This is a genomic window from Pseudomonas sp. NC02 (assembly GCF_002874965.1).
GTDB lineage: Bacteria > Pseudomonadota > Gammaproteobacteria > Pseudomonadales > Pseudomonadaceae > Aquipseudomonas.
The window spans coordinates 4,523,486-4,549,939 of sequence record NZ_CP025624.1 but is presented as its reverse complement, the minus strand read 5'-3'; the positions used below and the strand labels follow the sequence as shown (position 1 = coordinate 4,549,939).

The 26,454-nt window shown below is 62.1% G+C and carries 22 protein-coding genes; 9 read left to right on the top strand and 13 right to left on the bottom strand.

What is annotated here, in order from left to right; genetic code table 11:
- Nucleotides 1-44 precede the first annotated feature (44 nt).
- From C0058_RS21335 to C0058_RS21310, 6 genes are all read left to right on the top strand, one after another.
- Nucleotides 45-1,772, top strand: coding sequence for an autotransporter assembly complex family protein (locus C0058_RS21335; RefSeq protein ID WP_102369513.1), 1,728 nt, complete (start codon nucleotides 45-47; stop codon nucleotides 1,770-1,772).
- Nucleotides 1,772-5,455: a translocation/assembly module TamB domain-containing protein gene (locus C0058_RS21330; RefSeq protein ID WP_102369512.1), complete on the top strand. Its 3,684-nt coding sequence runs from the start codon at nucleotides 1,772-1,774 to the stop codon at nucleotides 5,453-5,455. The genes C0058_RS21335 and C0058_RS21330 overlap by 1 nt, the downstream gene beginning before the upstream one ends.
- Before the next feature lie 145 nt (nucleotides 5,456-5,600).
- Nucleotides 5,601-6,074, top strand: a complete 474-nt coding sequence (locus tag C0058_RS21325) for a MarR family winged helix-turn-helix transcriptional regulator (RefSeq protein WP_003211792.1) — start codon at nucleotides 5,601-5,603, stop codon at nucleotides 6,072-6,074.
- Nucleotides 6,071-7,534, top strand: a complete 1,464-nt coding sequence (locus C0058_RS21320; RefSeq protein ID WP_008432421.1) for an efflux transporter outer membrane subunit — start codon at nucleotides 6,071-6,073, stop codon at nucleotides 7,532-7,534. Before C0058_RS21325 ends, C0058_RS21320 begins: the two co-directional genes overlap by 4 nt.
- Nucleotides 7,535-7,549: 15 nt before the next feature.
- On the top strand, nucleotides 7,550-8,767 hold the full coding sequence (locus C0058_RS21315) for an efflux RND transporter periplasmic adaptor subunit (RefSeq protein WP_087694799.1): 1,218 nt from the start codon (nucleotides 7,550-7,552) through the stop codon (nucleotides 8,765-8,767).
- A 64-nt stretch (nucleotides 8,768-8,831) separates the two neighbouring features.
- Nucleotides 8,832-10,364, top strand: a complete 1,533-nt coding sequence (locus C0058_RS21310) for a DHA2 family efflux MFS transporter permease subunit (RefSeq protein WP_003211786.1) — start codon at nucleotides 8,832-8,834, stop codon at nucleotides 10,362-10,364.
- A gap of 168 nt (nucleotides 10,365-10,532) precedes the next feature.
- Here C0058_RS21310 and lpxH read toward each other — a convergent pair whose 3' ends face one another.
- Nucleotides 10,533-11,282 (bottom strand): UDP-2,3-diacylglucosamine diphosphatase, encoded by a 750-nt coding sequence (gene lpxH / locus C0058_RS21305; RefSeq protein ID WP_102369511.1) that lies wholly within the window; start codon nucleotides 11,280-11,282, stop codon nucleotides 10,533-10,535.
- Nucleotides 11,279-11,782: a peptidylprolyl isomerase gene (locus C0058_RS21300; protein WP_003211783.1), complete on the bottom strand. Its 504-nt coding sequence runs from the start codon at nucleotides 11,780-11,782 to the stop codon at nucleotides 11,279-11,281. Before C0058_RS21300 ends, lpxH begins: the two co-directional genes overlap by 4 nt.
- 246 nt (nucleotides 11,783-12,028) lie before the next feature.
- Here C0058_RS21300 and C0058_RS21295 point away from each other — a divergent pair, with 246 nt between their 5' ends.
- Both C0058_RS21295 and cysS read left to right on the top strand, forming a co-directional pair.
- Nucleotides 12,029-13,729, top strand: coding sequence for a glutamine--tRNA ligase/YqeY domain fusion protein (locus tag C0058_RS21295; protein WP_008432425.1), 1,701 nt, complete (start codon nucleotides 12,029-12,031; stop codon nucleotides 13,727-13,729).
- 20 nt (nucleotides 13,730-13,749) lie between these two features.
- Nucleotides 13,750-15,138 (top strand): cysteine--tRNA ligase, encoded by a 1,389-nt coding sequence (gene cysS / locus C0058_RS21290; protein ID WP_008432427.1) that lies wholly within the window; start codon nucleotides 13,750-13,752, stop codon nucleotides 15,136-15,138.
- A 256-nt stretch (nucleotides 15,139-15,394) separates the two neighbouring features.
- On the opposite strand, the gene C0058_RS21285 is transcribed toward cysS, so the two are convergent.
- A complete protein-coding gene (locus C0058_RS21285; RefSeq protein ID WP_102369510.1) occupies nucleotides 15,395-15,946 on the bottom strand; it encodes a dihydrofolate reductase family protein in 552 nt (183 codons plus the stop codon).
- 160 nt (nucleotides 15,947-16,106) lie between these two features.
- On the opposite strand from C0058_RS21285, the gene lepB reads away from it, so the two are divergent.
- A complete protein-coding gene (gene lepB / locus C0058_RS21280; protein ID WP_008432435.1) occupies nucleotides 16,107-16,775 on the top strand; it encodes a signal peptidase I in 669 nt (222 codons plus the stop codon).
- Nucleotides 16,776-16,783: 8 nt separating this feature from the next.
- On the opposite strand, the gene C0058_RS21275 is transcribed toward lepB, so the two are convergent.
- From C0058_RS21275 to C0058_RS21230, 10 genes are all read right to left on the bottom strand, one after another.
- Nucleotides 16,784-17,371: a TetR/AcrR family transcriptional regulator gene (locus C0058_RS21275; RefSeq protein WP_102369509.1), complete on the bottom strand. Its 588-nt coding sequence runs from the start codon at nucleotides 17,369-17,371 to the stop codon at nucleotides 16,784-16,786.
- Nucleotides 17,372-17,402: 31 nt separating this feature from the next.
- Nucleotides 17,403-18,155, bottom strand: a complete 753-nt coding sequence (locus tag C0058_RS21270) for a 3-oxoacyl-ACP reductase family protein (protein WP_102369508.1) — start codon at nucleotides 18,153-18,155, stop codon at nucleotides 17,403-17,405.
- A 134-nt stretch (nucleotides 18,156-18,289) separates the two neighbouring features.
- Entirely contained in the window at nucleotides 18,290-19,219 is a 930-nt protein-coding gene (locus C0058_RS21265) for a hypothetical protein (RefSeq protein ID WP_168197515.1), read from the bottom strand.
- Nucleotides 19,220-19,334: 115 nt separating this feature from the next.
- Entirely contained in the window at nucleotides 19,335-20,270 is a 936-nt protein-coding gene (locus C0058_RS21260; protein WP_003211755.1) for an alpha/beta hydrolase, read from the bottom strand.
- Between the two features lie 106 nt (nucleotides 20,271-20,376).
- Nucleotides 20,377-20,745, bottom strand: a complete 369-nt coding sequence (locus C0058_RS21255) for a Na+/H+ antiporter subunit G (RefSeq protein ID WP_003211753.1) — start codon at nucleotides 20,743-20,745, stop codon at nucleotides 20,377-20,379.
- The gene (locus tag C0058_RS21250) at nucleotides 20,742-21,020 is read right to left on the bottom strand and encodes a K+/H+ antiporter subunit F (RefSeq protein ID WP_003211751.1); all 279 of its coding nucleotides are present in this window, start codon (nucleotides 21,018-21,020) and stop codon (nucleotides 20,742-20,744) included. Before C0058_RS21250 ends, C0058_RS21255 begins: the two co-directional genes overlap by 4 nt.
- Nucleotides 21,017-21,505 (bottom strand): Na+/H+ antiporter subunit E, encoded by a 489-nt coding sequence (locus C0058_RS21245; RefSeq protein WP_003211750.1) that lies wholly within the window; start codon nucleotides 21,503-21,505, stop codon nucleotides 21,017-21,019. The genes C0058_RS21250 and C0058_RS21245 overlap by 4 nt, the downstream gene beginning before the upstream one ends.
- Entirely contained in the window at nucleotides 21,502-23,184 is a 1,683-nt protein-coding gene (locus tag C0058_RS21240; protein WP_102369506.1) for a monovalent cation/H+ antiporter subunit D, read from the bottom strand. Before C0058_RS21240 ends, C0058_RS21245 begins: the two co-directional genes overlap by 4 nt.
- A complete protein-coding gene (locus C0058_RS21235) occupies nucleotides 23,181-23,525 on the bottom strand; it encodes a Na+/H+ antiporter subunit C (RefSeq protein WP_003192163.1) in 345 nt (114 codons plus the stop codon). The genes C0058_RS21240 and C0058_RS21235 overlap by 4 nt, the downstream gene beginning before the upstream one ends.
- Nucleotides 23,525-26,446: a monovalent cation/H+ antiporter subunit A gene (locus C0058_RS21230; RefSeq protein WP_003211746.1), complete on the bottom strand. Its 2,922-nt coding sequence runs from the start codon at nucleotides 26,444-26,446 to the stop codon at nucleotides 23,525-23,527. Before C0058_RS21230 ends, C0058_RS21235 begins: the two co-directional genes overlap by 1 nt.
- Nucleotides 26,447-26,454 lie beyond the last annotated feature (8 nt).

Sequence of the window (26,454 nt, the reverse complement as noted above, 5' to 3'; positions counted from 1 at the left end):
TCCGGGTTCTAACTCGCTCCCAAGCTCGTGTAGCATCCCGGGCTATGAAGTTTCCAGGAAGATTTACCAGCGGCTTGATTCTGCTGTTCACGAGCTGCGGCGCCTTGGCGCAAAGCGAATTGGATGTGCGCATCAAGCCTTCAAACGACGCGTTGAAAGCCAACATCGAAGGCTATATCGGCGGGGTCGGCGATCGTGACGAAGAAGCCCTGCTGCGGTTCAGCCGTGGCGCCGAGGAGCAGGCCCGCAAGGCCGCCCAGGCGCTGGGCTACTACCAACCGCAGATTGCCAGCGATGTGAAGGGCGGCAAGAACCCGCGCCTGATCCTCACCATCGACCCCGGCGAACCGGTGCATTTGCGCAATGTGACCATTCGGGTCGACGGCCAGGCCGCCGACCTCAAGGCCTTTCGCGTGCCCGCCAGCGACCAACTCAAATCCGGCGCCGTGCTCAACCACGGCAACTACGAAGACGCCAAGCGCGTCATCCAGAACCAGGCGTCACGCTACGGCTTTTTCAGCGGGCGCTTCACCAGCCAGAAACTCTCGGTCGACCCCAAGGCGGGGGTGGCCGATATCGAACTCATTTACGACAGTGGCCCACGCTACACCTTGGGCAAGGTCAGCTTTGCCGGCGACACGCCGTTTGATGACGACCTGCTGCAACGCATGGTGCCGTTCAAGAGCGGCGCGCCTTACGACTCCGAACTGATCGCCGAACTCAACCAGAACCTGCAATCCAGCGGCTTTTTCGAGGGCGTGCGCGTGGACGCCGCCCCGGCGGCCTCGACCAATGACGTGATCCCGGTGGCCGTGCAACTGGAAACCCGCAAGCCGCGCACCATGGGCCTGGGCCTCGGTTACTCGACCGACGTCGGCCCGCGGGGCAAGGCCAACTGGACGCGCCACTGGGTCAACCCCCAGGGCCACAGTTATGGCTGGGAAGCCGAGCTTTCCGCGCCTCGGCAGAACGTCGGGTTGTGGTACGACATTCCCATGGACCCGCCACTGACCGACAAACTTCGCTTTGCCGGCGGTTACCAGAATGAAGAAATCGCCAACACCGACACCCTGAGTAAACTGCTCACCCTCGGCCCCGAGTGGCACAGCAAGTTGCCCAGCGGCTGGACGCGGGTGATCTCGCTCAAATGGCAGCGCGAAGAGTATCGCCTGGGCAACGACTCGGGCCTGAGTACGCTGCTGATGCCGGGCATCAGTTATTCCTACCTGCGCAGCGACAACCGCATCGACCCGCACAACGGCTATCGCCTGCTGTTCGACGCCAAGGTCGCCAAGGAAGGCCTGGGTTCCGACACCAATCTGCTTTACGGCACGGCGACGATCAAGGGCCTGACCACCCTGTGGGACAACCACCGTTTCCTGGCCCGGGCGCAGTTTGGCGGCAGTGCCACCAACGGCTACAAATCCGTGCCGCCGTCGTTGCGCTTTTTTGCCGGTGGCGACCAGAGCGTACGGGGTTACGAGTACCAGACCCTGTCCCCGGAAAACGATCGTGGCGACCGCATCGGCGGCCGCTACATGGTGGCCCTGAGCGCCGAGTACCAATATTCCATCGCCGAAAAATGGCGGATCGCGACCTTTATCGACCAAGGCAACTCGTTCAACACCCTGGAAATGCCAAGCCTGAAAACCGGTGTGGGTGTGGGTGTGCGCTGGGTGTCGCCGGTTGGCCCGATCCGCCTCGACCTGGCCCATGCCCTCGAAGATCCGGGCGGCATTCGTTTGCACTTTTCCATGGGGCCTGAGCTGTGATGCGTGGTTTGAAAATAGCGGGGCTGGCCATTCTGGCGGTCCTCGCGGTGATAGTGCTGGCACTGTGGACGGTGCTGGGTACCCAAGCCGGCAGCCGGTGGGTGCTGGGCCAGGTGCCGGGTTTGACCGTGGAGAATTTCCAGGGTCGCCTGGGCGGGCAGTGGAGTGCCGACCATCTGTTATGGCAGCAGGACAGCAGCCGCGTGGAGCTTCAGTCGCCAAAGTTCGACTGGTCGCCGGCCTGTTTGATGCGCATGACCTTGTGCATCAACCAACTGGATGTGGAGCAGGTGAGCCTGCAATTTCCACCCGGCACCGAAGAAAGCAGCGGCCCGATTACCCTGCCGGACCTGAAACTGCCGGTCGCCCTTCAGTTGGGGGACATCCGCGTTGGCAGCCTGCTGTTCAATGGCAGCGAAGAGCTCCAGGGCCTGCAGCTGGCGGCGCACTGGACTGCCGCCGGGATGCAGATCGATTCGGTGCACCTGCAACGGGACGGTTTGGTCCTTGACCTGTCCGGCCTGCTGCAACCCACCGGCAATTGGCCGCTGACCGCCAGCGGTAACCTGAGCCTGCCTTACGCGCCGGGCGGTGCGCCCTGGGCGCTGGCGCTCAAGGTCGATGGCGATTTGCTCAAGACCCTCAAGCTCGACGCCGACAGCAGCGGCTACCTGCCGGCCAAGCTCAGCGGCGAACTGCAACCGCTGGTGGAAAACCTGCCGGCGCAACTGCGCATCACCGCCGACGGCTTCAAACCCAGCGCCGATTTGCCCGATACCCTGCAACTCAATCAGCTGGACCTGACCGCCAAGGGCGACCTGAGCAACGGTTACCAGTTGCTGGGCAAAGCCGTACTGCCCGCGGAAAAAGGCCCGGTGGACCTGCTGCTGCAAGGCAAGGTCGACGCCAAGGGCGCGCAGATCGCCGGGCTGGATTTGAATGCCGGTGACAAGCAAAGCCTCAAGCTCAGTGCCAATCTGGACTGGCAGCACGGCTTCAGCGCCGACGCAAAAATCGACTGGCTGGATTTCCCGTGGCATCGCCTGTACCCGGTGATCGACGAACCCCAGGTGGCCTTGCGTACCTTCAATGGTGAAGTTTCCTACAAGGACGGCAACTACCTGGGCAACTTCAAGGCCGACCTCGACGGCCCTGCGGGCAAGTTCAGCCTGGCCAGCCCGTTCAGTGGCGACCTCAAGCAAGTGTTCCTCCCCGAGTTGAAACTCGCGGCTGGTCAGGGCAAGGCCGAAGGCCACCTGAACCTGCAATTTGCCGATGGCATCGCCTGGGACACGGCGCTGGACTTGTCGGCGATCAACCCGGCGTATTGGGTCGCGGAGTTGCCCGGCACCCTCGCGGGCCCGTTGCGCAGCAAGGGTGAAATGAAGAACGAGCAACTCAAGCTCAATGCCGACCTCGACCTCAAGGGCCGTCTGCGTGGCCAACCTGCCGTGCTCCAGGCCAAGGCCGAAGGCGCTGGCGAGCAATGGACCCTCGGCACCCTGGACATCCACCTCGGCGACAACCGCATCTATGGCAGCGGCAGCCTGCAACAGCGCCTTGCCGGGCAGATCGACATCAAGCTGACGCGCCTCGCCCAGCTCTGGCCGCAACTGCGCGGGCAGATGAATGGTCGCCTCGACGTCGCCGGCACCCTGAAAGCGCCGCAAGGCAAGCTCAACCTGGTTGGCCAGCAACTGGCGTTTGAAGATAACCGCCTGCAAAACCTGACCCTGGACGCGAACCTGGATAATGCCCAGCGCGCCAAAGTCGACCTGAAAGGCAGTGGCATCCAGGCCGGTGAAACCCAGCTCGGCACCTTCAGTGCCAGCGCCCAGGGCGATATCAAAAGCCAGAAAGTCCAGCTCGACCTGGCCGGCCCGTTGCTCAAGCTGGCCCTGGCCCTGGACGGCAACCTCGACAAAGGCAACTGGCGCGGGCGCCTGGCCAGCGGCGATGTGCAAGCCGGTGGCCAGGACTGGAAGCTGCAAGCGCCGGCGAAGATCGAGCGCCTGGCCGATGGCAAGCTGACCTTTGCGGCGCACTGCTGGGTCTCCGGCCCGGCGAGCCTGTGCGGCGAAGACCAGCGCCTGATGCCCGAGCCGAAGCTGCGTTATCACCTCAAGCAGTTCCCAATCGACAGCCTGGCGCAGTGGTTGCCCAAGGATTTCGCCTGGCAGGGCAAGCTCAATGCCGACGTGCAGCTCGACCTGCCGGCCAGCGGCCCCAAAGGCGTGGTCTCGGTGGACGCCAGCGGCGGTACCCTGCGGGTCAAGGACAAGGACCAGTGGCTGGATTTCCCCTACGACACGCTGAAGCTGGAAACCACCCTCAACCCCACGCGCATCGACACCCAGCTCAATTTCCGTGGCGGCAAGCTCGGCGAGTTGCTGTTGCAGGCGCAGCTCAATCCGCTGGCGAAGAACAAGCCGATCACCGGCAACTTCACCCTGACCGGCCTCGACCTCGCGGTGGCCCGCCCCTTTGTACCCATGGTCGAGAAGCTCAACGGCAAGCTCAACGGTAACGGGCGAATTGGCGGCAGCCTGCTGGCGCCTCAGGTCAACGGCAGCATCAACCTGGTGGGGGGTGAAATCTCCGGCCCGGAACTGCCCACCAGCATTGAAGGCCTGAATATCCAGGCGTTGATTGCCGGCGAAAGCGTGCAGCTCAATGGCGGCTGGCGCAGCGGCAAGGCCGGGCAGGGCACTATCAAGGGGCAGATCGACTGGGGCCAGGCCCTGGCGGTGGATATCGCGCTGCAAGGCACGCAACTGCCGGTCACCGTGGAACCGTACGCGGCCCTGGAGGTGGCGCCTGACCTGAAGATCAGCATGAAGAACGACAAGCTGGCGATCTCCGGCAAGGTGCAGATTCCCAAGGGCGAGATCACCGTGCGGGAATTGCCCCCATCGACGGTCAAGGTCTCGGATGACACGGTGATCGTCGGCAGCCAGACCGAAGAGGGCAAGCCGCCGATGGCCATGGCGATGGACATCGATGTGGAGGTAGGCAAGGACAAGCTGAGCTTCGCCGGGTTTGGCCTTACCGCCAACCTGCAAGGCCATGTGCACATCGGCGACAACATGGACACCCGTGGTGAACTGTGGCTCAACGACGGCCGCTACCGGGCCTACGGCCAACGCCTGACTGTGCGCCGCGCGCGATTGTTGTTTGCCGGGCCGATTGACCAGCCGTTCCTGGATATCGAAGCGGTGCGGATCACCACCGAGCCGTCCCGGACCGTCACCGCCGGTATTCGTCTGAGCGGCAGTGCCGAGCAGCCGACGACGCAAATCTTCTCGGAGCCGGCGATGGCCCAGGAGGATGCCTTGTCGTACCTGGTGTTGGGACGATCACGCACCACCAACGGTGAGGACAACAACATGCTGGCTGAAGCGGCGTTGGGTCTCGGGTTGATGGGCAGTGCCGGTGTCACCTCGGACATCGCCAAGAACCTGGGCATCCAGGACTTTGAGCTGGACACCCAGGGCAGCGGCAACAACACCGCCGTGGTGGCCAGCGGCAAGATCTCCGAGAAGCTCAGCCTGCGTTATGGCGTCGGGGTTTTCGAACCGGCCAACACCATTGCCTTGCGCTACCTGCTGAGCAAGAAGGTGTACCTGGAAGTGGCCAGCGGCGTGGCCAGCTCCCTGGATATTTTCTACAAGCGCGATTTCTGATCCGTCCACGGTAATGGTGGGAGCCCGGCTCCCACCATTTATCCGCTAATTAGCAAGCAACCTAACTATTCGTTTGACATTCGCTGCCTAGGCAGTAACATCGTGTCACACATTCACTGCTTAGGCAGTTAATAGGCTGGTCACGATGAAGCACTTCACCCCCGAAAACTTCCACAACTGCCACCTCGGCCTGCTGCTGGGCCGGGCTGCGCTGCTCAAAGACAAGATCATCGACACCCACATGGAACCCCACGGCATCACGGCCGCGCAGTTCAAGGTGTTGATCATCATGGCCCAGTACGGCGTCGACACCCCGGCCGAGCTGTGCCGCAACCTGTCGTTGGACAGCGGCTCCATGACCCGCATGCTCGACCGCCTGGAACAAAAGGACCTGCTGGCGCGCAAGCGTTCCGAGCAGGACCGGCGCCAGGTGCAGTTGGTGCTGACCGCCGAAGGCCAGCGCGTGGCCGACATGCTGCCGCACATCGGTGCCCAGGCCTTGAACCAGTTGGCGGGCGCGCTGGAGCCGGGTGAATTGCAAACCCTGGAAAAAATCCTGAAGAAAATTCTGATAGCTGCGGGTGACCCCATCACCATCCAGCGGGTAGGTAGTGCATGAACAATCGCTCCTTGCGTGCCGGCCTCAGCCTTGTGCTGGTGGCCATGACTATGGCCGGTTGTGCCAATTTCAGCGGCTTGGACACAGAAGGCAAACGCCTCGAAGCCAATAACCTGCAAACCGGCAAATCCCTCAGCGGCGTGACCCTGTCCACCGCTGCCTGGCCCACCGCCGACTGGTGGAAAGGCCTTGGCGATCCACAGCTCGACGGCCTGATCCAGGAAGCCCTGCAGAACAGCCCCGACATGCAAGTGGCCAGCGCCCGCGCTCACCAGGCCGAAGCCGCTGCCTATGCCGCCGACGCCGAGCGCATGCCGACCCTGGATGCCAGCGCCGGTGTCAGCCGTTCGCGCCTGGCCAAGGACCAGGACCCGTTGGGCCAGGGCGATGCCTACGCCACCGTGCGCAACATCGGTGCCAGTTTCAATTACAACTTCGACCTGTGGGGCGGCCAGCGCGCCGCCTGGGAAGCCGCGCTGGGCCAGGCCCGCGCCGCCGAAGTCGACCAACAGGCCGCGCGCCTGACCCTGGCGGCCAACGTCGCCAAGGCCTACAGCGACCTGGGCCAGGCCCATATCGTGCGTGACCTGGCCAATGATGACCTCAAGCGCACCCGGCAGATGCTCGACCTGGGCCAGCGTCGCCTGAACTCCGGGATCGACAGCCAGTACCAGTACCAGCAAACCGAAAGCCTGGAAGCCAGCTCCCAGTCGCAACTGATCGATGCGGAAAAACAACTGCAGAGCGCGAAGATCGCCCTCGCGGTGTTGCTCGGCAAAGGCCCGGACCGTGGCAGCGAACTGGTACGCCCCAACGTGCTCAAGCCGAGCGCGGTTGCGGTGCCTTCGGTGTTGCCTGCCGAGCTGGTGGGCCGTCGCCCGGACCTGATCGCCGCACGCTGGCGGGTGGAGGCGGCGAGCAAGAACATCGCGGCCAGCAAGACCCGTTTCTACCCCAACCTCAACCTGAGCGCGAGCGCCGGGGCCGAGTCGTTGCTGGGGGATGCGATGTTTGGTTCGGCCAGCCGCTTCTTCAGCATTGCGCCGACCGTCTCGCTGCCGATCTTCGACGGCGGCCGACTGCGCGCCGACCTCGACGCTCGCGACGCCGACTACGACCTGGCCGTGGCCCAGTACAACAAAACCCTGGTGCAAGCCTTGGGCGATATCGGCAACACACTCTCGCAATTGCGCGAGACCGGCCGCCAGATCCAGGCCCAGCAACACGCCGCTGACATTGCCCAGCAGTCCTACGACACCGGCGTCCAGCGTTACAGCTCAGGTATCGGCAATTACCTGGACGTGCTCAGCATCGAACAGCAACTGCTCCAGGCCCAGCGTCAGTTGGCCACCCTGAATGCCGAGCAAATCGATCTTTCGATTCAACTGATGCAGGCCCTGGGCGGCGGTTTCCACGCCGATAACGTGGCCTCGACCACCCCAGCCACGCGCACTGAATAATTCAAGGTACTTGTCATGGCCACTGCCGAAACCAGCAACAACGCTCCTGAAACAAACAAGGCTGAACAACCCAACAACAGCAACCCGCGCAAACGCAAAGTCATGCTGTTTGTGCTGGCGCTGATCGTCATCCTCGGCGCCTTGGGCGTGTGGGGTTGGTACGAATTGTATGGTCGCTTCAGCGAAAGCACCGACGACGCCTACGTCAACGGCAACGTGGTGGAAATCACCCCGCTGGTGACCGGCACCGTGGTGAGCATCGGCGCTGACGACGGCGACCTGGTGCATGAAGGCCAGGTGCTGATCAACTTCGACCCCAACGACGCGGCCGTCGGCCTGCAAAGTGCCCAGGCCAACCTGGCCCGCACCGTGCGCCAGGTGCGTGGCTTGTACAGCAACGTCGATGGCATGAAAGCCCAGGTGCTGGCGCAACAAGCCAACGTGCAAAAGGCCCAGGACAACTACAACCGACGCAAGAACCTCGCTGCCGGCGGGGCGATTTCCCAGGAAGAACTGTCCCACGCCCGTGACGACCTGACCTCGGCGCAAAACGCCTTGGCCAACGTGCAGCAACAGTTCAAGACCAGCAGCGCCCTGGTGGATGACACGGTGATTTCGTCCCACCCGGACGTGCAGGCTGCCGCCGCACAGTTGCGCCAGGCTTACCTGACCAACGCCCGCAGCACCCTGATCGCACCGGTGACCGGCTATGTGGCCAAGCGTACCGTGCAACTGGGCCAGCGGGTCCAGCCGGGTACTGCACTGATGGCCGTGATTCCGCTGGATCAACTGTGGATCGACGCCAACTTCAAGGAAACCCAGCTGCGCAATATGCGTATCGGCCAGCCGGTGGATATCGAATCCGACATCTACGGCAGCGACGTGAAATTCAGCGGCACCGTCGACAGCCTCGGCGCGGGGACCGGCAGTGCATTTGCCTTGCTGCCGGCGCAGAACGCCACCGGTAACTGGATCAAGATCGTGCAACGGGTGCCGGTGCGTATCCATGTGAACGCCGATGAGTTGGCCAAGCACCCGCTGCGGGTGGGCCTGTCCACCGTGGTCAACGTCGACCTGCACGACCAGAGCGGCCCGGTACTGGCCCAGCAGGCGCCGCAGAAGGCGTCGTTCACCACCAACGTTTACGACCGCCAGTTGGCCGAAGCCGACGCGATGATCACCCAATTGATCCATGACAACAGCGTCGCCGCTCCCAAGGCTGCCCAGCGCTGATTCGCCAATCCATCAGCTGCGGCCCCGGCGGCCGTAGCGCCAATCATGTTGCACAGGATTCGCGATGAGTAACGCTAACGCCTCCTTCACGCCGCCCAGCTTGCTGATGGCCACCATCGGCCTGTCCCTGGCGACCTTCATGCAGGTGCTCGACACCACCATCGCCAACGTGGCATTGCCGACGATTTCCGGCAACCTCGGCGTGAGTTCGGAGCAGGGCACCTGGGTCATCACCTCGTTTGCCGTGAGCAACGCCATCGCGCTGCCGCTCACCGGTTGGCTGAGCCGTCGCTTCGGCGAGGTGAAGCTGTTTCTGTGGGCCACCATCCTGTTTGTGCTGGCCTCGTTTCTCTGCGGTATTTCCACCTCGATGCCCGAGCTGATCGGCTTTCGGGTATTGCAAGGCCTGGTTGCCGGCCCGTTGTACCCGATGACCCAGACGCTGCTGATCGCGGTCTATCCCCCCGCCAGGCGTGGCATGGCCCTGGCGTTGCTGGCGATGGTCACGGTGGTGGCGCCGATTGCCGGGCCGATCCTCGGCGGCTGGATTACCGACAGCTACAGCTGGCCGTGGATCTTCTTTATCAACGTACCCATCGGCATCTTTGCCGTGATGGTGGTGCGCTCGCAACTGAAGAAACGCCCGGTGGTCACCAGCTACCAGCCGATGGACTACGTCGGCTTGCTCAGCCTGATCGTCGGCGTCGGCGCCTTGCAGATCATCCTCGACAAGGGCAACGACCTGGACTGGTTCGAGTCGAATTTCATCATCATCGGCGCGGTGATCTCGGCTGTCGCCCTGGCGGTGTTCGTGATCTGGGAAATGACTGACGAGCACCCGGTGGTCAACCTGCGGCTGTTCGCCTATCGCAACTTTCGCATCGGCACGATTGTGTTGGTACTCGGGTACGCGGGTTTCTTCGGGATCAACCTGATCCTGCCGCAATGGCTGCAAACCCAGATGGGCTACACCGCCACCTGGGCGGGCCTGGCGGTGGCGCCGATCGGGATTCTGCCGGTGTTGATGTCGCCATTTGTGGGCAAGTACGCGCACAAGTTCGACCTGCGGCTGCTGGCGGGGCTGGCGTTCCTGGCGATTGGCTTGAGTTGCTTCATGCGCGCCGGGTTTACCAATGAAGTGGACTTCACCCACATCGCCCTGGTGCAGTTGTTCATGGGGATCGGCGTAGCGCTGTTCTTCATGCCGACCTTGAGCATCCTGATGTCCGACCTGCCGCCGGCGCAAATCGCCGACGGCGCTGGCCTGGCGACCTTCCTGCGGACCCTGGGCGGCAGCTTTGCGGCCTCGTTGACCACCTGGATCTGGATTCGCCGGGCGGACCAGCACCATGCCTACATGAGCGAAAACATGACCACCTACGACTCGGCCACCCGGGACGCCTTGCAGGCGCTCGGCGGGGCAGGGCACAAGGCGTATGCGCAGTTGGACCAGATACTGACGAGCCAGGCGTACATGATGTCCACCGTGGATTACTTCACGTTGCTGGGGTGGATGTTCATGGCGTTGATCGTGATTGTATGGCTGGCGAAACCGCCGTTTGCAGCGAAGGCGGGGCCGGAGGCTTCTGGCCACTAAGCCTCAATCCATGATCATTCCCACGCTCCGCGTGGGAATGCCGCTTTGATGATCGTTCCCACTCTCTGCGTGGGAATGCCGCTTTGGACGCTCTGCGTCCGCTTTTGAAGGTCGTGACGCAGAGCGTCACAGGATGCATTCCCGCGCAGAGCGTGGGAACGATCTGGGTCAAGCACCGGGCAAGGCCAACTGCGGGTTGACGAAGTCAAACGCCGCCAGTTGAAACCCTTGCTCATCCACCTGCAATGCCCACCCTTGCTTGTCCCAATCCCCCAGCACAATGCGCTTGGCCGCTTGCTCGCCAATCTGCAACTTGTGAATCGCCGGGCGGTGGGTGTGGCCATGCACCAACGTACGCACGCCGAACTGCTGCATCACCTTCGGCACTTCCTCGGGCGTTACATCGACAATGTCGTTGGTCTTCATCCGCGTCTGCGCGCGGCTTTCACTGCGCAGCTTGCGCGCCAGCTTGTGCCGCGTGCGCAAGGGCAGGTGGCGCAGGATGAACAGCGTGATGGGGTTACGCAGGATGCGCCGCAGCTTCATATAGCCAAGGTCGCGGGTACACAGGCTGTCGCCGTGCATCAACAGCACGGGCTCGCCTGCGAGTTGCACCACACTCGGGTCCTTGAGCAAGGTTGCGCCTGCGGCTTTGCAGAACGCCTTGCCGATCAGGAAATCCCGGTTGCCATGCATGATGAAAATCTGGGTGCCGCTGTCGCTCAGCTCGCGCAGGGCCAGGCAAATCGAACGCTGGAAGGGCGTCATCCCATCGTCGCCAATCCAGGCTTCAAAGAAGTCCCCCAGAATGTACAACGCCTGGGCAGAACGGGCGCGGCCGTGCAGTAAATCCAGAAACGCCCGGGTTATGTCCGGGCGCTCCTCTTCCAGATGCAAATCTGAAATCAGCAATATCACTCAACGATCTCGGCTTTCTCGACGATAACGTCTTCTACCGGAACGTCCTGGTGACCTGCCTTGCCGGTGGTTTGCACACCCTTGATCTTGTCGACAACGTCCTGGCCTTCGGTGACTTTACCGAATACCGCGTAGCCCCAGCCCTGCACGTTCTTGCCGCTGTGGTTCAGGAAGGTGTTGTCGGCGACGTTGATGAAGAACTGCGCGGAGGCCGAATGCGGCTCCATGGTACGGGCCATGGCGACGGTGTACTTGTCGTTGGAAAGGCCGTTGTCCGCTTCGTTCTGGATGCTTGGACGCTTGTCTTTCTTTTCTTTCATGCCAGGTTCGAAACCGCCGCCCTGGACCATGAAGTTGCCGATGACACGGTGGAAAACAGTGTTTTCGTAGTGGCCGGCTTTAACGTACTCGATGAAGTTGGCGACGGTGATCGGCGCTTTCTCGGCGTTCAGCTCGATGACGATGTCACCGTGGTTGGTGGTCAGTTTGACTTGAGTCATGTTCACTACTCTTTCAAGGAATTCGTGGGTTTGGGCGTTTTGCGCCTTACCTGCTTGGCAAAAACGGCAGCCAAGGCGCGCAGTTTAGCGTGACCTGCGGGAATTTCGAGGTGGTTTTTTACCGCCCATGCAATAAATGCAGCAGTTTTTGGCCACGCTCTGTCAGGGCCTTGACAGCATCGGCTATGATAAGCCCTTTGTTTGTCGGCCTCACCCGGCCAAGTACTTCGTCTGTTCAAGGATCCTATGAGCAAGCCCACTGTCGACCCTACCTCGAATTCCAAGGCCGGACCTGCCGTCCCGGTCAATTTCCTGCGCCCGATCATCCAGGCGGACCTGGATTCGGGCAAGCACACGCAGATCGTCACCCGCTTCCCGCCTGAGCCCAACGGTTACCTGCACATCGGCCACGCCAAGTCGATCTGTGTGAACTTCGGCCTGGCCCAGGAGTTCGGTGGCGTCACGCACCTGCGTTTCGACGACACCAACCCGGCCAAGGAAGACCAGGAATACATCGACGCCATCGAGAGCGACATCAAGTGGCTGGGCTTCGAATGGTCCGGTGAAGTGCGCTATGCCTCCAAGTATTTCGACCAGTTGTTCGACTGGGCCGTCGAGTTGATCAAGGCCGGCAAGGCCTACGTAGACGACCTGACCCCGGAGCAAGCCAAGGAATACCGTGGCACCCTGACCGAGCCGGGCAAGAACAGCCCGTTCCGCGACCGTTCGGTTGAAGAGAACCTGGACTGGTTCAACCGCATGCGCGCCGGCGAGTTCCCGGACGGCGCCCGCGTACTGCGTGCCAAGATCGACATGGCCTCGCCGAACATGAACCTGCGCGACCCGATCATGTACCGCATCCGCCACGCCCATCACCACCAGACCGGTGACAAGTGGTGCATCTACCCGAACTACGACTTCACCCACGGTCAGTCGGACGCCATCGAAGGCATCACCCACTCCATCTGCACCCTGGAGTTCGAAAGCCACCGTCCTCTGTACGAATGGTTCCTCGACAGCCTGCCGGTACCGGCGCACCCGCGTCAGTACGAGTTCAGCCGCCTGAACCTGAACTACACCATCACCAGCAAGCGCAAGCTCAAGCAACTGGTCGATGAAAAGCACGTGTTTGGCTGGGACGACCCGCGCATGTCGACGCTGTCGGGCTTCCGCCGCCGTGGCTACACCCCGGCATCGATCCGCAATTTCTGCGAAATGGTCGGCACCAACCGCTCCGACGGCGTGGTCGACTACGGCATGCTCGAATTCAGCATCCGTCAGGACCTCGACGCGAACGCCCCGCGCGCCATGTGCGTGCTGCGTCCGTTGAAGGTGGTGATTACCAACTACCCGGAAGGCCAGGTCGAAAACCTCGAACTGCCACGTCATCCGCAGAAAGAAGAACTCGGCGTGCGCAAGCTGCCGTTCGCCCGTGAAATCTACATCGACCGCGATGACTTCATGGAAGAGCCGCCAAAAGGCTACAAGCGCCTGGAGCCGAACGGCGAAGTGCGCCTGCGCGGCAGCTACGTGATCCGTGCCGACGAAGCGATCAAGGACGCCGATGGCAACATCGTCGAACTGCGTTGCTCCTACGACCCGGACACCCTGGGCAAGAACCCGGAAGGCCGCAAGGTCAAAGGTGTGGTGCACTGGGTGCCGGCGGCGGCCAGCGTCGAGTGCGAAGTGCGCCTGTACGATCGCCTGTTCCGCTCGCCGAATCCCGAGAAGGCCGAAGACAGTGCCAGTTTCCTGGACAACATCAACCCTGACTCGCTGCAAGTTCTCACGGGTTGTCGTGCCGAGCCATCGCTTGGCGACGCACAGCCGGAAGACCGTTTCCAGTTCGAGCGCGAAGGTTACTTCTGCGCGGATATCAAGGACTCGAAACCCGGTGCTCCGGTATTCAACCGTACCGTGACCTTGCGTGATTCGTGGGGCCAGTGATTCTGTTTTAAGGAACTGTCGTGCTAACGATCTACAACACACTCAGCAAGACCAAAGAAGTCTTCAAGCCGCTGGATGGCAACAAGGTGCGCATGTACGTGTGCGGCATGACCGTGTACGACTACTGCCACATCGGCCACGGCCGCAGCATGGTTGCCTTCGACCTGGTGACCCGCTGGTTGCGTTTCAGCGGTTATGACCTGACGTATGTGCGCAACATCACCGACATCGACGACAAGATCATCAATCGCGCCAACGAAAACGGCGAGTCGTTCGACGCGCTGACCGAGCGCATGATTGCTGCGATGCACGAGGACGAGGCACGCCTCAACATCCTCAAGCCGGACATGGAACCGCGCGCCACGGACCATATCCCGGGCATGCACGCGATGATCCAGACCCTGATCGACAAGGGTTACGCCTACGCCCCGGGCAATGGCGACGTGTACTACCGCGTCGCCAAGTTCATGGGCTACGGCAAGCTGTCGCGCAAGAAAATCGAAGACCTGCGCATCGGTGCGCGGATCGAAGTCGACGAAGCCAAGCAAGACCCGCTGGACTTCGTGCTGTGGAAAGGCACCAAGCCCGGCGAGCCGAGCTGGGAGTCGCCATGGGGCGCCGGGCGCCCGGGCTGGCACATCGAATGCTCGGTGATGTCCACCTGCTGCCTGGGGGAGACCTTCGACATTCATGGCGGCGGCAGCGACCTTGAGTTCCCGCACCACGAAAACGAAATCGCCCAAAGCGAAGCGGCCACCGGCAAGACCTACGCCAACGCGTGGATGCACTGCGGCATGATTCGCATCAATGGCGAGAAGATGTCCAAGTCCTTGAACAACTTCTTCACCATTCGCGACGTGCTGGAAAAGTACCACCCGGAAGTGGTGCGCTACCTGTTGGTGTCGAGCCATTACCGCAGCGCGATCAACTACTCGGAAGACAACCTCAAGGACGCCAAGGGCGCCCTGGAGCGTTTCTACCACGCGTTGAAAGGCCTGCCCTCCGTGGCGCCTGCGGGCGGCGAAGCGTTTGTTGCGCGGTTCACCGAAGTGATGAACGACGACTTCGGTACGCCTGAGGCCTGCGCGGTGCTGTTTGAAATGGTGCGTGAGATCAACCGCCTGCGCGAGAGCGATCTCGACGCAGCGGCGGGGCTTGCCGCACGTTTGAAAGAGCTGGCGAGCGTGCTGGGCGTATTGCAGATGGAAGCCGATGACTTCCTGCAGGCGGGCGCTGAAGGGCGTGTGGATGCCGCTGAAGTTGATGCGCTGATCCAGGCACGTTTGACTGCCCGGGCCAACAAGGACTGGGCGGAGTCTGACCGTATCCGTGACCAACTGACCGCGATGGGTGTGGTGTTGGAAGACGGGAAGGGCGGTACGACGTGGCGGTTGGCTGATCAGGCTTGATGAGTGAATGCTGAATAAAAAACGCCCCGACTGGTTCGGGGCGTTTTTTTTGGCCTGTCTATCCGTTATTCGGGTATTGGCTGCTATGGCGACCGCGCTTGCAGCGGACCACGGGCCGGACGCCTGTGCGGGGACATAGTTGACACATTCAAGGACAGATCAGGCCGGTTCAGGATCAAGCGCATAGCTGCTTAATGTGGGAGCTGGCTTGCCTGCAATACAGACACCTCGATTTAACCCAATTACTCAATGAGCATCAGCGCTTGCCACCGACCTCATACCGGCTTTGAACAAACCCATTATCCGACGCATACGTGCCGATATGCCGAAGCTCATGCTCGCCACCCAACTGGCTGAACAAGGGGATCCCCTGGCCCAGCACAACCGGAATACGCGTGATGATCATCTCGTCGATCAAACCCGCCTCAAGAAACTGCTGAATCGTCTGGCCTCCGTCGATATACAGGTGTTTCATCCCGCGCTCGGCCAACGCTGCCACGAGGCTGGTGACATCCTGGCTCACCACCTCAACCTTGCCCTTCAAAGCTGCAGGTAGCTCAACCGATTGGTGAGAGAGTGCTATGACCGGCGTGCCCTCATAGGGCCACTCCGGAAAGGACAACACTTTTTCCAGGGTCTTGCGGCCCATCACCAGCGCATCCACGCTGGCGATGAAGTGTTCATAGGTCACGCCGTTCAATTCGGCGCCTTCGTACTCAGGGCGATGAAGCCACTCGATATCACCGTCTGGCCTGGCAATAAAGCCGTCGACGCTGGCTGCGATAAAGACCGAACATTTGCTATCCATGGGGCGTGAAACTCCTTTTCTGTGTGCTTGAAAATATCGACTGTCATGGGTCGGCAACGCTAATGTTAATTTAATCTTCCGATGCAATAAGCGAGCATTGCCAAAAATCACCGTGGGTACCCGGCGCAAGCCGGTGTGCCTTTTCGTATTGCGAGGATCTATGCGCCGTTGGTTAATCCGCTACCGTTACGCGATCATTTTCTGGCTGTGCTTCGGGGTTTTCCGCACCTCCCTGGCTGACTGGAATCCCATCCCGTCCGGTTCCATGCGCCCGACGTTACTTGAGGGCGATGTGGTGCTGGTCAACCGCGTCGCGTACGACCTCAAATTGCCCCTCACCGATATTTCCCTGGCGAGACTGGATAACCCCCAGCGCGGAGATGTCGTCACGTTCTCTTCGCCCAAGGACGGCACGCGCTTGATCAAACGCATTGTCGGTATCCCCGGCGATACCCTGGAAATGCGCGACGAGGTGTTGTGGGTCAACGGTACGCCGGCCACCTACAGTAATGGGCAGGACATCAGCGAGCCCATCGCGCCTGGCCAAACAGTTCCGGGTATCAAGGTGACTGAGCGTGCGAACAGCAGCCAGCGCACGGTGCAGTTCATGCCGACAGTACGGGCGCTGCGCGATTTCGGCCCGGTGGTGGTGCCTGCCGACAGTTACTTCATGCTGGGCGACAATCGCGATAACAGCGATGACTCCCGTTATATCGGGTTTGTGCCGCGTCGGCTGTTGATCGGGCATGCGCACCATATCCTGGCGTCAGCGCAGATCCTGGACCACTGGATGCCACGACTGGGCCGATTTGGCGCGCCGATCCTGTAGTGGGCTGATCACGCGTTTGCGCTCAGCGCCCGCAGTGCAAACCCCGCAATGCGCTCCAGCTGCTCAGTGGTGGCGCCGCCCTTGCTGGCGACTTTCATGCCGCTGAGGGTGGCCATCAGAAAATCACACGCGCCCGAGAGATCGGTGCCGACGGTCAATTCGCCTTGTTCCTGCGCACGCTCCAGCGTCTGTTCGAATGCATTGCGCAAGCGTTCGGCGCTGTGGGCGGTGAGTTGATTGATCTCATCATCTTCCAGGCCGAACTCGCAGATGGCATTGACGCCCATGCAACCCGCCGTTCCTTCCCGCAGGGCGCGGGTGGCGAAGGATTGCAGGGTGTCGTGCAGTGCCTGCAGCGGGGTCGGGCCCTGGTTCAGGCGCTCGATCAAGTCGTCGACGCCGGTGCGCTGATACTCGGCCATCGCCAGCAGGTACAACTGACGTTTGTCGCCAAAGGTGTTGTACATGCTCTGGCGGCTCAGTCCCATGGCCTGCATCAGTTCTTCAGTCGAGGCCGCGGCAAAACCCTTGTCGCAGAAAACCCGGATGGCCTCGCGCAGCACCTGGTCGCGGTCGAATGCTCTGGGTCTTGCCATGGTTACCTCGGGGGAAAATGCAGGTGAAGGCTCAGGCCAGGTAGCCGCCATCGATGGTCATGCTTGCGCCGGTGACAAATGCCGCTTCTTCGGACGCGAGATAAGCAACCATGCCGGCAACATCGTCGGCGGTGCCCACGCGGCCCAAGGGGATCAGGCTTTTGATCATGTCCGCATGGGGCCCGTCTGCCGGGTTCATGTCGGTGCTGGTGGGGCCCGGCTGCACGTTGTTGACGGTGATGCCGCGCGGCGCGAAATCAATCGCCAGGCCGCGGATCATACCGGCGATCGCCGACTTCGTCATGCTATAGACGCTGGAGCCCGGGAAGCCCGAACGTTGGGCGACCACGCTGCCGACGGTGATTATTCGGTCACCCGTGTGCATCACCGCCGAGCTGGCCTTGGCCGCCGCAAACGTGGCCCGCACATTGACCGCAAACATTCGGTCGAAGTCTTCCAGGCTGAAGGTGTCGACGGTGCCCATCAGCAGGATCCCGGCGTTGTTGACCAGGATATTCAAGGCGCCGAAGTGCTCGACAGTGGCCGCGACCGCCCGATCTATTGCCGCCACATCGGCGCTGTCGGCCTGAATCGCCAAGGCTTTTCCGCCCTTGCTTTCGATCAGGCCAACCAGCGCTTGCGCCTTGTCGGCAGAGGAGGAATAGGTAAACGCGACCGCTGCACCTTCAGCTGCAAGCCGGCGGACAATCGCTTCGCCGATACCGCGGGAACCGCCGGTGACCAGGGCGACTTTGTGGTTGAAGCGAGGGGTGTGAGCTGTCATGGGGGAGGCCTGAGGTTTAGTGGATTAAATAATCCACTAAACCGTACCAGCCTGGAAATACTTAGCCAAGCTGTTTTTGGATTAATTAATCTTTAACTGCCGGATGTGCTCTCGAATCCTTCATCAGACGCCGGTCATTTCAGGTCGCTGTAGGTCAACCTGAACTCCGACAGCGCCGGGTGCTCGGTTTTCCACTGGCGGCCATACGCCTTGGCTGTTTCCATTTCTTCGGCAGTCAGCGCGCTGGCCAGTTGTTGCAGGTAGCCTGCGGCATCGGCGTGCCGTGGGTTTTGCCGGGTACTGTCCATGACCAGCCAGTAGAGCCCATAGGCGTGGATTTTGTTCTCGGGGTAGTGATAGCGGTTGGTGCCACTTTCATCGATATCGAACCCGCCGAGCGCACCGGCATAGGTCATGACGCCATCAAGGTCATTCAGCGCCAGCCGTTTTTCCAGGTGTATGCGCTGGTAGGAGAGGTTGCGGTAGTAGGTCTGCATGTTGGCCAGCCACTTCATCGCTTGCGGGAAGCCCTTGAAGGCCGCATACCTGAGCATGGAGTCGCGGTTGTCACTGGCCTCCGGGTTTTTGTCGTACAACAGCGCCGCAATGTAATAGGCCTCGGCGCAGCCGGCATCACCTGCCTTTCTCAGCCACGAGCGATCTTTGGTCAGTTCATACAGCTGCAGCATCGCTGCGCCGTCGCCAGCATCGGCACCTGCCTGGGCGAGGGCCTTGGCCTTGGCCAGGTTGGTTTCGCCACCCAGGCGCATCAGGGCGTACACATGATCCTGGGCGGCGGCCAGGCGGTACCACGCCTGGGCCTCGGGGTCGACACTGCCGACCCGGCGCCGGATGGCTTCGCCCAGGGCGTATTGGGACGGCGCATCGCCGGCCGAGGCGGAGATGGTCAAATGGGTTTCGCACTCTTCGAATTCACCGAGTTGATACAACTCGAGACCCCGCTGCTTGGCTGCCTGTTGCTGGCTCGTCAAATGTGAAATCAGCGCATTCAGCGAGTTGAGCAAATCAAACAGCGTGGTCAGTGCATCGGAATGGGTATACATGATCATTACCTGTATCGGGATACGTTGTCCGATAAAGGTAGGTGGGGCGGTGGGGTCCCAGGTGACAGATAGTTATCGGCAGGAGCGCTGCCTTTCCCGCGCTCTGGGCAACCCCTCAAGCGCTACGGCTGCCACGTATTGCCTGGTCCAGAAACAACGCCGCATTCGCCACGGCCTGCATGCCTTCGGGCAAGATTGCCGCAAACAAATGCCAGACATGAAACATCCCGGGCCAAACCTCCAGCGACACGCGTACCCGGTTTTCCCCCAGGTGGGTGGCCAGGCGCATGGCGTCGCTGAGCATGACTTCGTTTTCGCCGATCTGCACCAGAATGGGCGGCAATCCCCGGACGTCCGCGAACACCGGCGATGCATCGGGATCATTCGGCAGCGCGCCGTTGAGAAACGCTTTTGCAAGCAGCGTCAGCCCCAGGCGGGAGGCTTGCGGGTCGAGGCCGTCACGGTTGTCGATGGAGGCGCCGGTGTGTTCCAGGTTGGCCCACGGCGACAAGGCGGCGCCCCCGGCGGGCAGTGGCAGGCCTGCGTTGCGGGCCTTGACCATCACCGACACCACCATTGCGCCGCCGGCCGAATCGCCCGAGAACACGATGGACCTGGGGTCATTGCCCTGGTCGAGCAGCCAGCGATAAGCCTGCAACGTGTCATCAATAGGTACGGGGAACGGATGCTCGGGCGCCAGGCGGTAGTCGGGCAGGTAGACTTTTGCACCCAGCAGTTTTGCGAAGTGGCCAGCAAGGCCCAGGTAGCCCCGCGGGCTGCCGCCGACATAACCACCGCCGTGGATGTAAAGCAGCACCCGGTCACCCTCAAACCCATCCGGCACGACCATCATGCCCGGTACGCCACCCATATCGACGTCACAAAAGCTGACACCGGCGGGAATCGGATGGGAACAAAGCACCTGCTCATAAGCCTTGCGCTGCTCATTGAGGGTGAGGGTGGTTTCCTGGCCCGTGAGAAATGGGCCGAAGTCAGCGGCGCAGGCAACCCACGCGTCGAGATGGGCCTGGACAAGGGGAGTGAATGCCATGGGGGAGAACCTCATAAAGTGATCCCGATACCGGGATTAGCGATTGAGGTTCTATTTTATGGATTCTATTGGAGAACGAATTTCACCACTGCGGCGCCTGTGGGGATCAGCTGCCGCTGTCAGTGCGACGGCTGCTGACTTCAGCCGGCACATCATCCCCGGCCATGCGCTTGCGGAACAACGCGGTGCGTGCCAGCAGCAACGTCGTCACCGGCACTGTGATCGACAGCAGGATCGGGATCAACCAACCGTGCAACACCGGCCCGGACTTGAGCACCGAAAAGTAGATGATCGAGGCCAGCGCCACACACCAGGCGCCCAAGGTCGAAGCCAACGCCGGCGGGTGCATGCGCTGGAAGAAGTCTTTCATCCGCAACAACCCAATCGCCCCAATCAGCGCAAACAGGCTGCTAAGCACCAACAATACCGCGACGATCACTTCAACCCACAGCGGCAACACGTCGACATTGATCATTCGATCACCTCCCCACGCAGCAGGAATTTCGCCAGGGCAAATGACCCCACAAAGCCAAACAGCGCAATCAACAGCGCCGCTTCAAAATACGTGTCACTGGCATACCGAATACCCAGCACCAGCATCATCAGCATGGCCAGGATGTACAGGTAATCCAGCGCCAGCACCCGGTCCTGGGCCGACGGGCCTTTGAACAGGCGCACCAGGGTCAGCACCATGGCCAGGGAGAACAGGAACAGGCTGAACAGGATCGCATTGGAGAGCAGGGCGCTCATTCGAAGATCTCCATCAGGGGCCGTTCGTAGGCGTGTTTGAAGTGCTCGATAAACTGCGCTTCGTCATCCAGGTCGAACACGTGGATCAGCAGGACGCTGCGGTCCAGGGCCAGTTCCGACCATACGGTGCCCGGCGTCACGCTGGTGATCATCGCCAGCACGGCCAGGCCGTTGGCATCCCGCAGGTCCAGGGGGATCTTGATAAAGCGCGAACGCGGTGGGCGCGAGCCGCAGGTCAGGATGCCCCAGGCCACGGCGAGGTTAGAGATGATCACGTCACGTCCCACCAGGAAGAACAAACGGATGATCACCCCCGGGCGGCGGATGCGGATCGGCAGCGGGCGCAACGGCGCCATCATCAGCGGTGCGGCAAAGCCGAGGATTGCCCCCAGCAGCAGGTTGCCGGGGCTGACGGACAGGTTCAGCACCAGCCACAACAACCACAATGCCAATGACAGCCACGGGGCAGGGAACAGGCGCTTCATGGCTGCACCTCCAGGGCGGCGGCCTTGGCTTCAGGGCTCGGCACCGGACGCGTCGCCATGACCGCCATCACATAGTGTTCCGGGTTGTTCAGGCTCTCGGCGGCCGCCTGGGTATAGCGCATCAGCGGCTCGGCCTTGAACGTCAGGGCGATGCTCAGGCCCAGCAGGAAGAAAATCGGCACGCATTCGAAGCGGCGCAGCAGCGGCGATGGACGTTCTTCCGGGGTCCAGAAGCGCTGGATGCCGAGGCGGGCGAAGGCGATTAGCGAAGCCAGGCCGGAGAAGATCAGCAGTGCCACCAGGCCCCAGGCGGCCGGACGCACCGGTTCGTCGATGGCATTGCCCAGGCCCAACGGGTTGATCAAGGCGCTGAGCAGGCTGAGCTTGCCGATAAACCCGGACAGCGGCGGCATGCCGATGATCAGCAGGGCGCAGGCGATAAAACTCAGGCCGAGGAACGCCACCGTCCAGGGAATCACCTGGCCGACCACGGCTTTCTGTTCATCGTCGAGGTTGGTGCCGGGCGGTGGATGCAGGGATTCCATGGCCTTGGGCAGGGCTTCGATTTCGTCGTCCAGGGGCATGTCGTTGGCCGAGCGCGAACGCTCGATCAATTCGGCCAGCAGGAACAGCGCACTCAGCGCCAGGGTGGAGCTGACCAGATAAAACAGCGCCCCGGCGGTCAGGCTTGGCTGGGCAAAACCCACCGCCGACAGCAGGATCCCGGCGGACACCAGAATGCTCAGGCTGGCCATGCGTTCCAGGCGTTGCGCGGCAATCATCGCCAGCGCCGCGCAGACGATGGTCGCCATGCCGCCGTAGATCAGCCAGTCGCCACCGAACAGCGCCGAGGCACCCGCCTGGCCGGAGAACAGCAGGTTCCACAGACGCAGCACGGTGTACACGCCGACCTTGGTCATGATCGCAAACATCGCCGCCACTGGCGCACTGGCCGAGGAGTAGGCAGGCGCCAGCCAGAAGTTCAGCGGCCAGATCCCGGCCTTGGCCAGGAAGGCGACGGCGAGGATGCCCGCACCGGCATGCAGCAGGCCGCGATCGGCTTCCGGCACCAGGGGGATTTTCAGTGCCAGATCGGCAAAGTTCAGGGTACCGGTGACGCCATAGATCAGCGCCGCGCCAATCAGGAACAAGGTCGAGGCCAGCAGGTTGATCGAGATGTAATGCAGCCCCGCCGACACCCGCGCCCGGCCGGAACCGTGGAGCATCAGGCCGTAGGAGGCCGCCAGCAGCACTTCGAAAAATACGAACAGGTTGAACAGGTCGGCGGTCAGAAAGGCGCCATACAGGCCCATCAGCTGAATCTGGAACAGCGCATGGAAACTGGTGCCGGCCCGATCCCAACGGGCCATGGCGAACAGCAGGGCGCTGACGCCAATGATCCCGGTGAGCACCAGCATCATCGCCGAGAGTTGGTCCACCACCAGCACGATGCCGAACGGCACCTGCCAGTTGCCCGGCAGGTACACACCGATGGAGCCGGGGCCGCCTTTCTGGGTCCAGTACAGCAACAGCACAGCGATGCCCAGGCCCACCATGCTGGAGAACAGGTTGATCCGCGCCTTGAGCGGGCGGTGCTTCTCTCCGAGCATCAGCATCAGCGCGGCGGTCAGCAACGGCAGCAGGATCGGCGCGATGATCAGTTGATTCATCCAGGTCATTCCTTGGGCTCCCGGCCGTCCACATGGTCAGTGCCGGTCAGGCCCCGGGATGCCAGCAGCACCACCAGGAACAGTGCGGTCATGGCGAAGCTGATCACGATTGCCGTCAGCACCAGGGCCTGGGGCAGCGGATCGGTGTAGTTGAGCAAGTCTTGCGGCACGCCATCCTTGATGATCGGCTCCTTGCCGATGAACAGGCTGCCCATGCTGAAGATGAACAGGTTGACCCCGTAGGAGAGCAGGCACAGGCCCATCACCACCTGGAACGTCCGTGGCCGCAGGATCAGCCAGACGCCGGAGGCCGCCAGGACCCCAATGGCAATTGCGATGACTTCTTCCATCAGGCGGCTCCTCCTGGGCTGGCAACGGCTTTCGCCTGGTTACTGGGTTTATGGGCGCGCACCGATTGGTGGCCGAGGGCGGTGAGCATCAGCAAGGTCGAGCCGACCACCATGGCGTACACACCGACGTCGAAGAACAGCGCGCTGGCGACGTGGATGTCCCCCAGCACCGGCAGGCTGAAGTGCCAGGTGTGCGTGGTGAGGAACGGGTAGCCGGCGAGCAGTGCGCCCAGCCCGGTCAGGGTTGCCGACAACAAGCCAAAGCCCATCCAGCGCATCGGCCGCAGGCTCATCTGTGCCTCGACCCACTGGGTACCGGCGACCATGTATTGCAGGATGAACGCGACGGACATCACCAGGCCGGCGACAAACCCGCCGCCCGGTTGGTTGTGCCCACGCATGAACAGGTAGAACGAGACAACCAGCGCAATCGGCAGCAGCAGGCGCACCAGCACCGCCGGCACCATCATGAAGCCCAGGGCGGTGTCGCTGGCCTGGCGCGGGTTGATCAGGTCGGTGGCCACGTCGGGTGCCAGTTGGCGCTGTTGCGCGGGCAGTTCCATGCTTTCCTTCGACGGGCGGAAGCGGCGCAGCAGGGCGTAGACGGTCAGCGCCACGGCGCCGAGCACGGTGATTTCTCCCAGCGTGTCGAAGCCCCGGAAGTCCACCAGCATCACGTTCACCACATTGCTGCCACCGCCTTCTGGCAGGGCACGGCTGAGGTAGAAGGAGGAGATGTCGTTGGGCGTCTGGCGGGTCAGCATCGCGTAGGAGAGCAGCGCCATGCCGCCACCGACCACGGTGGACAGCAGGAAGTCCCGCAGGCGGCGGATGCGTGCCTTGCGCAGCGAGCTGGGCAGTGGGGAAACTTCTTCGATCCGCCGTGGCAGCCAGCGCAGGCCCAGCAGGATCAGCACGGTGGTGACCACTTCCACCACCAGTTGCGTCAGCGCCAGGTCTGGCGCCGAGAACCAGACGAAGGTCACGCAGGTCACCATCCCGCACACGCTGACCATGGTCAGGGCTGCCAGCCGGTGGTACTTGGCTTGCCAGGCGGCGCCCAGGGCGCAGGCGATTGCCAGCAGCCACAGGGTGACGAACACGATGGAGCCCGGGATCTTCGGCCGGTCGCCCCAACTGATGCCGCTGTAGAGCATCGGGATCAACCCGGCGATCACCGCCGCCAGCACCAGCAGGAACAGCTGGGTTTGCAGGCGTTTGGTGCTGATGCGTTTTTCGATCTTGCGCACCCCGCGCATCATCACCACCAGGCAGCGCTCGAAGCCGCGCTTGCCATTGAAGTAGCTGATGATCGGCGGGTATTTGAAGCGGCCCAACTTGAGTTGCTTGCGCAGCAGCAGATAGAGCACCACGCCGCCGGACATGGCCACCAGGCTCATGATCATCGGCGCGTTCCAGCCGTGCCAGATGGCGAGGCTGTATTCCGGCAGTTCGCCGCCGACCACCGGCAGGGCCGCTGCGGCGAGGATCGAACCGACCACCTGGGCGGGGAAAATCCCCACCAGCAGGCAGGTAAACACCAGCAACTCCACCGGCGCACGCATCCAGCGTGGCGGCTCGTGCGGGGTGTGGGGCAGGTTGGTGGCCTTGGGGCCGAAGAACACATCCACGGTAAAGCGCAGGGCATAGGCCACGCTGAAGGTACCGGCGATAGTTGCGATGACCGGCAGGGCGATTTCAACCCAGGCAGTGGCGGAGATAAACACGGTTTCGGCGAAGAACATTTCCTTGGACAGGAAGCCGTTGAGCAGCGGCACGCCGGCCATGGACGCACTGGCGACCATCGCCAGGGTGGCGGTAAACGGAATCAGCTTGAACAGGCCGCTGAGCTTGCGGATGTCACGGGTGCCGCTTTCGTGGTCGATGATCCCCGCCGCCATGAACAGCGACGCCTTGAAAGTGGCGTGGTTAAGGATATGGAATACGGCGGCGACAGCGGCCAGCGGGCTGTTGAGGCCCAGCAGCAAGGTGATCAGCCCGAGGTGGCTGATGGTGGAGTAGGCCAGCAGGCCTTTGAGGTCGTTCTGGAACATGGCGCAATAAGCGCCGAGCAGCAGGGTAATGGCACCGGCACCGCCGACAATCCAGAACCACTCTTCGCTGCCGGACAGCGACGGCCACAGGCGGGCCAGCAGGAACACGCCGGCCTTCACCATCGTTGCCGAGTGCAGGTAGGCCGACACCGGCGTCGGTGCAGCCATGGCGTGGGGCAGCCAGAAGTGGAAGGGGAATTGCGCGCTTTTGCTCAGGGCGCCGATCAGCACCAGGGCGAGCATGATCGGGTACAACGAATGGGCACGGATCTGATCACCGGCAGCCAGGACCTGGTCCAGGTCGTAGCTGCCCACGATATGCCCGAGCAGCATCACCCCCGCCAGCAGGCACAAGCCGCCTGCGCCGGTGACCATCAGCGCCATATAGGCGCCACGCCGGGCATCGGCGCGGTGGTGCCAGTAGCCGATCAGCAGGAACGAGAACAGGCTGGTGAGTTCCCAGAAAAACACGATCTGGATCAGGTTGCCGGAGATCACCAGGCCGAGCATCGCACCCATGAAGGCCAGGAAAAACGCGAAGAAGCGCGGCACCGGGTCTTCCGGCGACATGTAATACCGGGCGTACAGCGACACCAGGGTCCCGATGCCCAGCACCAGCATCGAGAACAACCAGGCAAAACCGTCCATGCGCAATACGAAGTTCAGCCCGAGGCTGGGCAACCACATGAATTCTTCACGTATCACGCCACCGTGGGCGATCTGGGGGTAGAGCAGGGCGACTTGAACCGTCCCGACCAGGGCCACAAGGCCGGCCAGCAGGGACTCTGTGTTGCGTGCGTTGTGCGGCAGCAAGGCCGCCAGACAGCTGCCGATAAAAGGCAGAAGCAGTAGAACTATCAGGGACATAGGCTTCT

What these genes read in the sequence shown, in the direction of transcription:
- lepB (WP_008432435.1), top strand. Translation starts at nt 16,107, where the DNA reads ATGCGCCGTTGGTTAATCCGCTACCGTTACGCGATCATTTTCTGGCTG.
- C0058_RS21255 (WP_003211753.1), bottom strand. Translation starts at nt 20,745, where the DNA reads ATGATCAATGTCGACGTGTTGCCGCTGTGGGTTGAAGTGATCGTCGCG.
- C0058_RS21315 (WP_087694799.1), top strand. Translation starts at nt 7,550, where the DNA reads ATGGCCACTGCCGAAACCAGCAACAACGCTCCTGAAACAAACAAGGCT.
- C0058_RS21285 (WP_102369510.1), bottom strand. Translation starts at nt 15,946, where the DNA reads ATGGATAGCAAATGTTCGGTCTTTATCGCAGCCAGCGTCGACGGCTTT.
- C0058_RS21295 (WP_008432425.1), top strand. Translation starts at nt 12,029, where the DNA reads ATGAGCAAGCCCACTGTCGACCCTACCTCGAATTCCAAGGCCGGACCT.
- C0058_RS21260 (WP_003211755.1), bottom strand. Translation starts at nt 20,270, where the DNA reads ATGGCATTCACTCCCCTTGTCCAGGCCCATCTCGACGCGTGGGTTGCC.
- C0058_RS21270 (WP_102369508.1), bottom strand. Translation starts at nt 18,155, where the DNA reads ATGACAGCTCACACCCCTCGCTTCAACCACAAAGTCGCCCTGGTCACC.
- C0058_RS21250 (WP_003211751.1), bottom strand. Translation starts at nt 21,020, where the DNA reads ATGAGCGCCCTGCTCTCCAATGCGATCCTGTTCAGCCTGTTCCTGTTC.
- C0058_RS21310 (WP_003211786.1), top strand. Translation starts at nt 8,832, where the DNA reads ATGAGTAACGCTAACGCCTCCTTCACGCCGCCCAGCTTGCTGATGGCC.
- C0058_RS21300 (WP_003211783.1), bottom strand. Translation starts at nt 11,782, where the DNA reads ATGACTCAAGTCAAACTGACCACCAACCACGGTGACATCGTCATCGAG.
- C0058_RS21335 (WP_102369513.1), top strand. Translation starts at nt 45, where the DNA reads ATGAAGTTTCCAGGAAGATTTACCAGCGGCTTGATTCTGCTGTTCACG.
- C0058_RS21245 (WP_003211750.1), bottom strand. Translation starts at nt 21,505, where the DNA reads ATGAAGCGCCTGTTCCCTGCCCCGTGGCTGTCATTGGCATTGTGGTTG.
- C0058_RS21275 (WP_102369509.1), bottom strand. Translation starts at nt 17,371, where the DNA reads ATGGCAAGACCCAGAGCATTCGACCGCGACCAGGTGCTGCGCGAGGCC.
- C0058_RS21240 (WP_102369506.1), bottom strand. Translation starts at nt 23,184, where the DNA reads ATGACCTGGATGAATCAACTGATCATCGCGCCGATCCTGCTGCCGTTG.
- C0058_RS21265 (WP_168197515.1), bottom strand. Translation starts at nt 19,219, where the DNA reads ATGTATACCCATTCCGATGCACTGACCACGCTGTTTGATTTGCTCAAC.
- C0058_RS21325 (WP_003211792.1), top strand. Translation starts at nt 5,601, where the DNA reads ATGAAGCACTTCACCCCCGAAAACTTCCACAACTGCCACCTCGGCCTG.
- C0058_RS21235 (WP_003192163.1), bottom strand. Translation starts at nt 23,525, where the DNA reads ATGGAAGAAGTCATCGCAATTGCCATTGGGGTCCTGGCGGCCTCCGGC.
- C0058_RS21320 (WP_008432421.1), top strand. Translation starts at nt 6,071, where the DNA reads ATGAACAATCGCTCCTTGCGTGCCGGCCTCAGCCTTGTGCTGGTGGCC.
- C0058_RS21330 (WP_102369512.1), top strand. Translation starts at nt 1,772, where the DNA reads ATGCGTGGTTTGAAAATAGCGGGGCTGGCCATTCTGGCGGTCCTCGCG.
- C0058_RS21230 (WP_003211746.1), bottom strand. Translation starts at nt 26,446, where the DNA reads ATGTCCCTGATAGTTCTACTGCTTCTGCCTTTTATCGGCAGCTGTCTG.